Genomic DNA, 10,135 nt, shown 5'->3' with positions numbered 1-10,135 from the left:
GGAAATGGGCTGCCAAGCTCCTGCTTGGCAGAGGCAGCGGAGCTGCCTTCAGAAGCGAGCTGCGCTCGCTGTGGCAAACAGAGCTTGCCACCCCAAAGGTAGGTATTGCTTGTAGCCGCATTTGTAGCAACCAGAATCTTGCCACCCTATCACAGATCCGTTTGTGCTGCGCTGTTTGTGCTGTTGCTTGGGCTGCCAAGCTCCCGCTTGGCAGAGGCAGCGGAGCTGCCTTCAGAAGCGAGCTGCGCTCGCTGTGGCAAACAGAGCTTGCCACCCCAAAAGTAGGTATTGCTTGTAGCGGCATTTGTGGCAACCAGAATCTTGCCACCCCAGCTTGCATCCCCATCGCTCGCACCGGCTTCCCTTGGCGGAACAGTGACCTGCCTGTACTGTAAGGGTGCTAGCCAGAAACACCCAAGTGAAGAATTATCTGTAGATCAATGGCACCCACTAAGTTTGAAAGAGAGCCTTAGCCCTCAATCACGGTAGCGATATTCCTAAGCTCAATCCAGCCACTTTGTCCGTTGGGTAGATTTACCAATGTCCAATGCGATTCAACTTTTCGCATACTCAAAATTATGCCTTCATGAATTTGCGCTACGCGCGCAGCGCTTGCATCCGGCTCTGAGCGTAATTCGGCAGATTCTACAACTAGTACTGCCAGATTATTATGATTACGTCTGTATGCTTTGAAGCCCAAGAATGAGATAGATATTAGCAAAAAGAAAAGACAAGCGCCAAATGTCAGGCTTGGCAAGCCTCTTTCTTTATTAGGATCGTAATTTACAAACCAGATAAAACTTATACAAGCAAAAAGTAAGAACACCAAGCTTAAGAGTGCCAATCTGTTGAGATTCATATAATCATACACTTGCATAAACAGATCTACTAAAAAGAGCTTAGGTGTGTATAGATCTCGATCCTGAGAGAGATTGATGGCATAATTCAAATTTTCCTTGGCAAGTTTATGCGCAGAATTAAGATTAAGAGTCTTCAAAAAATAAAGCGTTGCCATCCCGCTTTGACCGGTTTGCCAATATGTAACACCAAGGTTATAATACAAGTCTGGATTTTGGATACCTCGCGCTTCTATTGTTTTTAGCCGTTCAAACTCGTTTGCTTCCACTATAAATATGGCTGTAATAAGCACCAATATCAAAACAAAGCGTTTCATCGTCTTGCTCCCAAACGGCTAAATCTTGCCACTAAAGATTTCAACTTTTCAAGATCGTGGATTATGGCTGTAACATCAGTTTGCGCTCCGGAGAACCTGTGGCTTTCACAGATATCAACAAACCTACCAGTGTCATCTATCAAATCTTGGGGTATATTCAGCTTGCTGAGCATCAGCATTTTTTGCGCCGTAGATAAGCCCATGGCTATGTTGTATTTATCGCTTATATATCGTATCAATCCGTTTTCGGATAAACTGTAAAACAAATCGCTGCCCTCTTTAGCTGCATTTTCAGCTTCGGTTAGATATTTCTTTAGCACCTTATCCGCCATCAATTTAGCATAACTTTCCGGATCTCTTAGTCGCTTAATTCTGTGTAAGCAGAAGTATAACGCTACCGCAGTTCCTATCAGTATGATCGCCACAAGCAACCAATACCATATTTGTTTGAGATAGTTTGGATATTGTTTGTAGACAGAGCGTGAGAGCATTGGTCGCAATGTCTGAGGCTTTCCGCTATCCAATAGCCCCGAAAAATAGCTGATCACATTAGCGCTTTTAACTTTGATTGCTTGGCTTTTACTCCGGTAAACATTGTAGGCTCCGCTTTGGGGATCGAACCAGCTAAATGAAACAGATGGAAGATTATAAACACCTTTTTCAGATGGAATAATAGTGTAATATAGCACTCTACTGCCTTCAATGCCGGCATTCAACTTATCAATTGCCAAAGGACTTGAGGTTTGTGCTTCACTTTGCGGAAACTGCGGATTGCCAAACTGGTTAAAATTCCCTTTACCAGCAATTCGTAAACTAAATGTAACCGCTTCTCCCAAGCTTATCTCTTTACTACTTATATCCTCGCTTACAGAAAAGCGGCCAACTGCACCAGTATAACCTTTTGGAACCTCAGCAGTTGGCAAGGGTTTAACTTCTAACCAGGCATCATTTGAACGCAGAGGGTAATTCATGTAACCAAATTCGTATATTCTGGCACTGCCCTGCAATTCTGGAGCCCTTAACTCTCCGATCTGATTGGGTAATAATACTAGCTTTTTAATAAGGGCGCGTTGAAAGCGCTTCCCTTGATGTGTGACAGATTCATAATCAAGCGAATTAGGCTGCTCATAAATGCTCTTCCCATATCCGGGAAAATCCCTCTCATCATCTAAATTGAACGAACGCACCATCTGGTCCGTATATAAATAGTAAGAGACAATTACTGGCTCTCCTTTATATACGGTTTGCCTTTGTGGCAAAGCCAATAACATTGTGTTGCCTGTGTTTCTGTGGGAAGCCCATGGAAATCCCTCATCAAAAATATCGGTAAAACCTTGGGGTGGAATACTTCTCTTTGAAGATGAACCTGATGCTTTTACTACATCAACATCTATTGCTTGGGTATTGTAAACTTTGTTATCTACCTTAATACTTTGCGCGGGAATGCTGATAGAACCCTGCTTAAGCGGAACATATATATATGTAAAAGATCGCTCGTATTCTTTTTGTACTTTAAAATTTATGATGCTGCTACTGCTCCGGGAAGAGCTAGTCATGTTAACGAAGCTGAAGAGCTCAAGTTTTGGTGCTTGGGGTTCTGAAACCTCAATTTTGTTCTCGCTTTTGATGCGGATTGTATATTCGAGCCTGTCGTTAAGCTCAATTGTGGTTTTATTAACTGAGGCAGTTACACTTAGAGCATCCATAACAATGGGCAACAGCACAAGGATTACAAGCAGGGCACGTTTCATTTTACCACCAATTATCCGTTTTAGGCATGGTATCTTGTTGTTTGTTTTTCCGTTCTTGTACTTCCATATTATCTAAGGCTTCCAATATGTTACGCACTTCCTCCTCATTGTTTTGCTGTTTCTCCTCTTTGAGTTCCGGTTCTTGAGGGGGAGGATTATCTTGCAATTTTTTCAGGGCTAGTTCCAGATTTGCTTTTGCATCTTCATCTGTGTTATCTAATATAATCGCTTTCTCATAGTTTTCCACTGCACTCTTGTATTCTTCATTCTTAAAATCTATGTTGCCTCGATCATAGTAGTACTCTGCCTCGTTAGGATTTTTGCTTATAGCGTTTTCCAATGCCCCTTCCGCCTCTTCGTATTTACCCTGCTTATACCGCGATTTTGCCAGATTGGCGGCTGCATCCGCATGCTCACCGTTTCGCTGATAAATCTTAGCCGCTTCTTCATAACGTTCGTGCTTAAACAGTGTTTCTGCCCAGCTACTCAATACGGCATTTCTTCTAAACAGCAATTCCACCGTAAGTGCAAGTAATAGTAGCAATAGCACAAACCATAGTATTCTGCGAGTATGCATCATTGCTTTAGCCCATTTCTCTTTTTCTTATATGGCAAAACCATACTTTCAAACGACAACAAAAGCAAAGCGGCAATTACAAAAATATGATATTGCTCTTTATACATAAAAGTCTTACGAGTTTTTCCATGCTCATGTTCACTGCGATATATGCGTGAAAGTACAAGCTGAATCTCTGCCGCTGATGGTGTTATGCGATAAAACTCTCCCCCACTTACTTTGGCCATACGCTCAAGAGTTTCAGAATTTATCCGGCTTATATGTTCTGCTCCGGTATGAGGGTTTGTGATGATTGCGCCCTCATCAGATCCCACCCCCATAGTGTAGATGCGAACGCCACTATCGGCAAGATCTTTAGCTTTTGAAATGGCATTTCCCAATATGTCTTCACCATCGGAGATTAAAATAAGAATTCCAGACCCAGATCCGGCATTGAATGCACTGCGGGCAAGATCCAAAGCCCTTCCTATATCTGTTCCAGGTCGCGCGGCAGATTCTGTGCTGAGACTTCTAAGTACCATCTTAACCGCTTCATGATCATCTGTTAGCGGGCATTCTACAGTGGCAGCTCCAGCAAATGAAACAATACCCAAGCGATCTTGCTGCAACTGGTCTATAAATGCCGAAACCTGCAATATTGAGCGGGTAAGACGATTTGGCTGGATGTCCTTTGCATCCATGCTCTGCGAAACATCAATGGCAAAGATGATGTCCATTCCCACACTATCAAACTCTTGTTCACGATAATCCCACTGTGGGCGCGATAGCCCCACAATCAGCAAACAAGAAGCTATAAGCAACAGAAATAGCTTTAATCCGCTATAGAATGGAGATCTACGAGCAAGATATATGGGCATAAATTCCGGATCGGCAAATTGCTTAAAACGGCGTTCGTAACTCTTGCTCGAGCGTAATATTATCAAGCCTAAAAGTGGAATGATCAATAGCAAGAACAATTTGTTGGCTGCATATAAATTCATCGTAGCTCTACTCCGGCATAATTGCTACAAACATGCTTTTAAGTACAATTTCCATTGCCAATAATATCAATCCCGGCCACAAAAGCAAGGTGAACTTATCATCCCACCGGTAGTTTATCTTGCTGCTCAATTCACTACGTTCAAGCGCATCAAGCTCTTGCATGATATTGCGTAATTCTCCGGCATCAGTAGCCTTGGCAGCCTCATTGGTTCCAGTTATTGCCGCAATTCTGTTTAAACTCTCCATATCCAATTCTATAAGAGTAGGAATATTGCGTGTACCAAAAAAAGGATCTGAATATGGAAAGGGTACCATTCCCCCGCTTCCAACCCCGATGGGATACACCTTTATGCCTAATGCTTGCGCCATTCGGGCTGCTGAGATTGGGTCTATTTCTCCCGTATTGCTTACGCCATCGGTTATTAGAATAACAATGCGAGATTTTGCCTTGCTATCTTTGAGGCGCGCAACGGCTTTTGCCAAACCCATGCCAATTGCCGTTCCAGAAGCTTGCATATTTACATCCAGTTTATCCAGTGCTCCCATAATTGCCGCATGATCGTAGGTAAGCGGGCTGGCGCTTATCGCATATTCCGAAAAAGCCACCAAGGCAAAACGATCGTTGGGTCGCCCCGAAACAAAATCTTTGGCAACTTTTACCGCAGCACCCAATCGGTTTTGAGGCATAAAATCAAGAGCCAGCATAGAACCACTTACATCCATGGCTATCGCGATATCCACTCCTTGTCTATTGAACAAGCGGGAAGCATTACCCCATTGTGGGCGAGCTAGAGCAAGTATTAAAAAAAGTATGCTCGCCGCCCTTAAGCCTGGATAAAGATACGCTCCATACCATTTTTTGCCGGATAACTGCAACATTAACTGTAATCTGCTACTCGGTAATGCCAATCTGCGTGCTTTACGCCTTACCAATTCCCAATATAAGTAAGCGGGAATCAACAACAAAAGCAATAAATACAAAGGCTGGGCAAATCTAAACATGAACCTTGCTTCCTATGCTTTTTAAAATTGAGCGTAACTTCTCGGTTTGCAAGGAGATATCTTCTAAGTCTGGTTGTACTTTTGCAAATTTTACCATGTCACAATAGTGCAAGATATTGATGTACTCTTTATCAAATTGCGGTTTAAGTACCAATAAGCTTTCGGCAATCTCGGCAGTGGTCATTTGAATTGCTCCAAAACCCAAACTCGCTTCCAAATACTCTCGCAGAATCATGGATAGCCTAAAATGATACTCCAAATAGTTGCGATACATCAATCCACTTTGCCATAGCTCCTCTAGGGCATCAAGTGCTTTCTGATGTGGAGCTATTACTTTTGTGGGCACTGGTTTGGGTAAAATGGCTTGTCGTTGGGGAGCTTTTTGCTTAAAGGCAAGTATTATTAGCATTATTGCCAGTACAACTATCACCAGCAATACGGCTGGATATAGCCAAAAAGGAAGCTGAGCAGGATATGACCGGAGTGGCTTAATATCTCTTAACAAAGTATCTGCCTCGGCTCTGCTACGTAAAACAAAAACCCTAAAAGCATCAGTAGAACTTCCGCTACCGATTATTCTGGAGCTTTTCAACTCTAGCTTGGGAAAGGAAAGAGTCCCCGTTCTTAAGGGAATTATGCTCAATTCGGCAACACTTCCGCTACCATCTTTGCGAATCTTTTTCTCAAGAACCCTAAACGCACTCAAGGTGTCCGGGATCAAAACTTCTTGCAAGGGAAAATCAGTTTGGATATTAAGCTGAAACATGCTGCCTATCTTAAGGCTATCCACGCCAGTAAGATGTTGTGTAACTTGGGCATGTATACTTAGTGAGAGTGCCACAAAAAAGACTGCCAGAATAGCTTTCTTCACCTCATCCTCCGCTTATTCCTCAACGCAAAAAAGGCTCGCAGCACCTTTACATACGAATCTTCATTACAAAACAACAGATGGTCGCAAGCCATCTTCTTGAGTGTGGCTTGCAATTTCTCTTGCTCTAGGCTAACTTTGGCTTTGTATGCTTGCCGTAAACGCTTATCAGAGCTATTTATATATCCCACTGCTCCAGTTTCAGGATCGCGAAATCTCAATATCCCGGCATCCGGTAGCTCCATCTCGCTTTTATCCATTACCTGAAGTGCTATAAGATCCTGTTTTTGAGCAAGTATTCCCATTTGTTTCTCAAAACCACTATCCAAAAAATCGGATAGCAGAAACACTACCCCCCGTTTGCCTAGTATTTTCGCCGCATATTCACAAGCTCCAGCCAACGAAGTGCCTCTGCTAGAGGGTTCATAATACAAAATTTCCCGGATTATCTCCAAAGCACGATTACGCCCTTTTCGGGGTGGGAGATACTTTTCCGGACGGTCCGAATACATAATCAAGGAACAGCGGTCTGAATTGGCTACCGCCGAAAATGCCAGCGTAGCTACAATTTCTGCAATGCGTTCTTTTTTAAGTGCATATTGTGTCCCCAAAAACTGGGATCCCGATACATCAACCAAAAAAACCACATTCAATTCGCGAGTTTCCCGATATTTCTTGATGTATGGCAAACCCAAGCGCGCTGAAACATTCCAATCTATATCGCGGTAATTATCGCCGGGCTGATATTCTCGTACTTCACTAAACTCCAATCCCTGCCCCCTAAAACTGGAGTGATACTCACCGCTGAATATCTCATTTACGATATTTTTAGTTTGTATTTCCAAACGGCGAATTTTCTTGATTAGATCGGCTGTACTTAGCAGATGCAAAGCTCTCTCCTGCGTAAACTTTATTTAGGGAACTTCAATCTCATCCAAAATGCGAGCGATTATCTCTTCGCTCTTTATCTCCTCTGCCTCTGCTTCATAAGAAAGCACAATGCGGTGACGCAACACATCTTTGCCAATAGCTTTGATATCATCAGGAATAACATAAGCCCTACCTTCTAAATAGGCATGCGCTTTTGCCGCACGAGCAAGATTAATGCTAGCTCGAGGACTTGCTCCAAAGCTTATCAGCGGAGCCAGAGTACTTAATCTGGGGTACCTCTGCGGATATCTGGTAGCCATCACCAAATGCAGAATATAGTCGTTCAATTTTTCTTCCATATAAACCATATGCATGGTTTCTCGCATAGACGCTATTTGTTGGGGAGAAAGCACGGCATTTATTTTTACCGGTTGGGGATCAACCATCAACTTCAAGATCCTGCGTTCATCTTCCATTGAAGGATAACGAATTATTAGTTTCATCATAAATCTGTCTACTTGTGCTTCAGGCAAAGAATAAGTACCTTCCTGCTCAATGGGATTTTGCGTAGCCATCACAAAGAATGGATTGGGCAAAGGTTCGCTGCTATCGCCAATAGTCACTTGTCGCTCCTGCATCGCCTCCAATAATGCCGATTGCACTTTGGATGGGGCACGGTTAATCTCATCCGCCAAAATGAAATTGGCAAAGATAGGTCCTTTCTTGGGGCTGAATTCAGCAGTCTTTTGGTTAAAGATCAAGGTCCCCGTAATATCTGCAGGCAATAGATCGGGTGTAAACTGGATACGAGCAAAACTAGCTTGTAAACTTTGTGCTAAACTGCTTACAATTAGAGTCTTTGCCAAGCCTGGTACTCCTTCTATTAGCACATGCCCATCTGCCAGAATGGCAATCAACAAACGGCTGATTATAGCATCCTGACCTACTACTGTTTTAGCAATCTCAGTTCTTACTTCGGTAAGATGGGCAGAGCTTTGCGTTACTTTCTCTCGGATTTCTTCAATCAACACATAACCCCCATAAAGCGGTTTATTGCTATTAAAAATTAAAAAAGGGAATCCGGCTTCACCGTAATTCCCGATTATTCAAAAAGCTCTTAAGTGTAAGAAGTATCTTATCTGGATACGGCTTTACGAACCTTATTAGCTTTGAGGCAAGAGCTACAAACTTTCACGCGCTTGGTCCCGCCATCCACTATGGCGCGTATCTCGTGTAAATTCGGATAGAAACGACGCTTAGTAGCATTAACCGCATGTGAACGGTGGTTTCCTACTTGAGCTGACTTTCCACAAATATCGCATATTTTTGACATGATAATCCGTCCCTTAATATTTCGCTGTGTGTGCCAAATTATTTTGGCGCTCTTTTTTGACAAGACTTTTATTACAGACTCTGGGGAATTCGAATATCGAAGCGGCTTCCGCCTTTCTCCAATGGGATATATTCCAAGCGCCCCCGATGCTCTTGAACCAACTTGCGGCAAATAGGTAGACCCAATCCTGTGCCATGCTGTTTGCCTTCAGATATAAAAGGCTCAAATATGTCATCCCGAATCTTGGGAGGAACTCCGGGACCATTATCTACAACACTTATTTGCAGCCATCCTGAAGATACTGAAGCCAATATCTTGATTTCTCCGTCACCACTCATTGCCTCACTGGCATTTTTTATTAGATTCATCAATACGCGGCGTATTTTAGCTTCATCAAAATGCACAAAATCTTTTACTTTGTTTTCGACCACAAAACTGATATTCCTGCCCTTAAACGTAGCTTCATTAATCTCTCTCAAGTCATCGAAAAAGTTATTGAGATTCACCTTCTGAATAAGCGGTTCACTCTCTACACCACGAGCAAAATCTAGTATCTCGCGCACTAATTGATCTATAAGCCGAGTTTGTTTTACTATACTTTGGCTAAACTCGCCACTTCCCGGAAAGAGATTCTCAATTAGCTGAGCGGTTAATACAATTACCGTTAGCGGCGTTTTGATATCGTGGATGATCTTGCTGGCAGCCATACCAATCGCCATCAAGCGATTTTTACTTATCATCTCATCCATCAAGCTCACAAATCGCTCATTTGTATCTCGCAACCTGCCCGATATCGTGCGCATCAAGTTAAACATTACTTCCGGATATTTAAACGAAATGCTTACAAACACATCCTTAGGAATTACCAATAACTCAACATCGTCTATGGCCACAACGGTGGCGCTACGTGGCTGCTCGTTGATAATGCCCATCTCTCCAAAGAATTCTCCCGGCTCCAATGTAGTTAAATCTGCAGATGGAGTTTCTTGATTCTTTAAACTCTTGCTAATTTTCACCTTACCCTTACAAATAAAATATAGAGTATCCGCAGAATCATGCTCAGTAATAATCTGTGAACCTTTGGCATATTTAATCCTCTGCAAGTCTGAGGCGAAGGTTGTTACTTCTTCTTCGGTTAAACCTTGGAAAATTCCGATGTTTTCACAAGCGTCTTTGGGCGTCATACTTCCCCCTTTAGATTAAGCTCGTTAATCTTTGTAAAGTAAGAATTATATAATTTAGATTTTCTGTCAAGTGTTTTCACTCGCTCTCCTCAGTGCCTCAAGCAAAACATAAGGAAGAATCAAGCCATCTTGATCCCGCACTTACAGGAGAATCTCAGCTTGAATCATATCTAGTGTTAGTCTAAGGCGATGAATTAGCATGCAGTACTATCTGGCTAAATACTTCTCCTCCAGTGTAAATATTAAATTCAATTAATTGCTGACTACTTTAAAGTATAAGGCTACACCTTATGCAATTGCCTTTCAATCAATTTTGAACAAATAAAAGCTATCGAGACCGACGGTAGAGAATAAAGGAATACAGAGCCGGAAAGAGGATTATAATCATAATTATC

Annotated in this window: 11 protein-coding genes; 1 reads left to right on the top strand and 10 read right to left on the bottom strand. The window is 42.5% G+C overall.

The features are described 5' to 3' along the window. The coding region (locus tag LHW48_05790; GenBank protein ID MCB5259972.1) for a hypothetical protein at window positions 1–395 on the top strand (395 nt) is incomplete at its 5' end. A gap of 74 nt (window positions 396–469) precedes the next feature. On the opposite strand, the gene LHW48_05785 is transcribed toward LHW48_05790, so the two are convergent. From LHW48_05785 to LHW48_05740, 10 genes are all read right to left on the bottom strand, one after another. Further along, the gene (locus LHW48_05785; GenBank protein MCB5259971.1) at window positions 470–1,174 is read right to left on the bottom strand and encodes a hypothetical protein; all 705 of its coding nucleotides are present in this window, start codon (window positions 1,172–1,174) and stop codon (window positions 470–472) included. Then, window positions 1,171–2,925: a BatD family protein gene (locus LHW48_05780; GenBank protein ID MCB5259970.1), complete on the bottom strand. Its 1,755-nt coding sequence runs from the start codon at window positions 2,923–2,925 to the stop codon at window positions 1,171–1,173. The genes LHW48_05785 and LHW48_05780 overlap by 4 nt, the downstream gene beginning before the upstream one ends. A 1-nt stretch (window position 2,926) precedes the next feature. Beyond that, complete coding sequence (locus LHW48_05775; GenBank protein MCB5259969.1) at window positions 2,927–3,505, bottom strand: tetratricopeptide repeat protein; 579 nt, start codon at window positions 3,503–3,505, stop codon at window positions 2,927–2,929. Further along, complete coding sequence (locus tag LHW48_05770) at window positions 3,502–4,482, bottom strand: VWA domain-containing protein (protein MCB5259968.1); 981 nt, start codon at window positions 4,480–4,482, stop codon at window positions 3,502–3,504. The genes LHW48_05775 and LHW48_05770 overlap by 4 nt, the downstream gene beginning before the upstream one ends. A 7-nt stretch (window positions 4,483–4,489) precedes the next feature. Continuing rightward, a complete protein-coding gene (locus tag LHW48_05765) occupies window positions 4,490–5,485 on the bottom strand; it encodes a VWA domain-containing protein (GenBank protein ID MCB5259967.1) in 996 nt (331 codons plus the stop codon). Beyond that, entirely contained in the window at window positions 5,478–6,356 is an 879-nt protein-coding gene (locus LHW48_05760) for a hypothetical protein (GenBank protein MCB5259966.1), read from the bottom strand. The genes LHW48_05765 and LHW48_05760 overlap by 8 nt, the downstream gene beginning before the upstream one ends. Further along, a complete protein-coding gene (locus LHW48_05755; GenBank protein ID MCB5259965.1) occupies window positions 6,353–7,243 on the bottom strand; it encodes a DUF58 domain-containing protein in 891 nt (296 codons plus the stop codon). The genes LHW48_05760 and LHW48_05755 overlap by 4 nt, the downstream gene beginning before the upstream one ends. Before the next feature lie 24 nt (window positions 7,244–7,267). Then, window positions 7,268–8,254: a MoxR family ATPase gene (locus LHW48_05750; protein ID MCB5259964.1), complete on the bottom strand. Its 987-nt coding sequence runs from the start codon at window positions 8,252–8,254 to the stop codon at window positions 7,268–7,270. 104 nt (window positions 8,255–8,358) lie between these two features. After that, the gene (gene rpmB, locus LHW48_05745; protein MCB5259963.1) at window positions 8,359–8,556 is read right to left on the bottom strand and encodes a 50S ribosomal protein L28; all 198 of its coding nucleotides are present in this window, start codon (window positions 8,554–8,556) and stop codon (window positions 8,359–8,361) included. A 71-nt stretch (window positions 8,557–8,627) separates the two neighbouring features. After that, window positions 8,628–9,740, bottom strand: a complete 1,113-nt coding sequence (locus tag LHW48_05740) for a cyclic nucleotide-binding domain-containing protein (GenBank protein MCB5259962.1) — start codon at window positions 9,738–9,740, stop codon at window positions 8,628–8,630. Window positions 9,741–10,135 lie beyond the last annotated feature (395 nt).

Source organism: Candidatus Cloacimonadota bacterium, from assembly GCA_020532355.1.
Lineage (GTDB): Bacteria > Cloacimonadota > Cloacimonadia > Cloacimonadales > Cloacimonadaceae > UBA5456.
The sequence above is the reverse complement of the archived record's forward strand: the minus strand, read 5'-3'. Positions and strand labels throughout refer to the sequence as shown.

Excerpts from the sequence above, each read along its gene's own strand:
- LHW48_05785 (MCB5259971.1), bottom strand. The coding sequence starts at position 1,174 with ATGAAACGCTTTGTTTTGATATTGGTGCTTATTACAGCCATATTTATA.
- LHW48_05780 (MCB5259970.1), bottom strand. The coding sequence starts at position 2,925 with ATGAAACGTGCCCTGCTTGTAATCCTTGTGCTGTTGCCCATTGTTATG.
- LHW48_05775 (MCB5259969.1), bottom strand. The coding sequence starts at position 3,505 with ATGATGCATACTCGCAGAATACTATGGTTTGTGCTATTGCTACTATTA.
- LHW48_05770 (MCB5259968.1), bottom strand. The coding sequence starts at position 4,482 with ATGAATTTATATGCAGCCAACAAATTGTTCTTGCTATTGATCATTCCA.
- LHW48_05765 (MCB5259967.1), bottom strand. The coding sequence starts at position 5,485 with ATGTTTAGATTTGCCCAGCCTTTGTATTTATTGCTTTTGTTGTTGATT.
- rpmB (MCB5259963.1), bottom strand. The coding sequence starts at position 8,556 with ATGTCAAAAATATGCGATATTTGTGGAAAGTCAGCTCAAGTAGGAAAC.
- LHW48_05740 (MCB5259962.1), bottom strand. The coding sequence starts at position 9,740 with ATGACGCCCAAAGACGCTTGTGAAAACATCGGAATTTTCCAAGGTTTA.